We start from the raw sequence: 989 nt of genomic DNA on the forward strand, positions 1-989 counted from the left end.
CCCCACTGGCTCTACGAGGGGCTGGCCCTGGGCTACAACGCGGCCGCCTTCGCCGGCGTGCTGGCCGCGGCGCTGCGCCGCCGCCCGGACTTCCTCTACGAGCGCTACACGCTCTTCAGCTTCGCCGGGCTGCTGGTGGCGCGGCTGCTGCGCCGGCCCTTGATCCTCGAGGTCAATGCGCCGCTGAGCCTCGAGCTGCAGCGCCACGGGGCGCTGGTCTTCCGGGGGCTGGCGCAGCGCATCGAGGACTGGCTGTGCCGCTCGGCGACCCGGACCGTGGTGGTCAGCCACGCCATGGCGGAGATCTTCACGGCGCGCGGCGTGCCCCGCGAGCGGCTGCTGGTGGTGCCCAACGGCGTCGACGGCGAGCGCTTCCACCCCGGCGTCGACGGCGGGCCCGTGCGCCGCCGCTACGCCCTGGAGGGGTGCCGGGTGGTGGGCTTCGTGGGCTGGATCCGCCCCTGGCACGGCGTGGAGGGGCTCCTGCAGGCGGCGGCCCCGCTGGTCGCGGCCGACCCGGGCCTGCGGCTGCTGCTCGTCGGCGACGGCCCGGCGGTGGCCGGGCTGCGCCGCCAGGCCCGGCGGCTGGGTATCGAGGACCGGGTCGTCTTCACGGGGGCCGTGGCGCGCGACGAGATCCCGGCGCACATCGCGGCGCTGGATATCGCCGTGCAGCCGGACGTCACCGACTACGCCTCGCCGATCAAGCTCTTCGAGTACCTGGCCGTGGGGCGGGCGGTGGTGGCCCCGGATAAGCCCAATATCCGCGAGGTCGTCCGCGACGGGGTGAGCGCCGAGCTCTTCGCCCCCGGGCAGTGGCCGCAGCTCGGCGAGCGCCTCGCCCGGCTGCTCGCCGAGCCGGAGCGCCGCCGCAGGCTCGGGCAGCGGGCCGCCGAGCGGATCGCCGAGGGCGGCTACACCTGGCTCGGCAACGCCCGGCGGGTGATCGAGGCGGTCGCCGCCGAGGCGCCGGTCTCCTCGGTGGAGGG

1 protein-coding gene is annotated in these 989 nt (G+C 76.3%); it reads left to right on the forward strand.

Annotated elements, in window-relative coordinates; translation table 11 throughout:
• Positions 1-989 (forward strand): glycosyltransferase family 4 protein (locus tag CKO13_RS12330; protein WP_200261444.1); only part of this gene is annotated, 989 nt, incomplete at both ends.

It is taken from the genome of Halorhodospira neutriphila (assembly GCF_016584055.1).
Classification (GTDB): Bacteria; Pseudomonadota; Gammaproteobacteria; order Nitrococcales; family Halorhodospiraceae; genus Halorhodospira; species Halorhodospira neutriphila.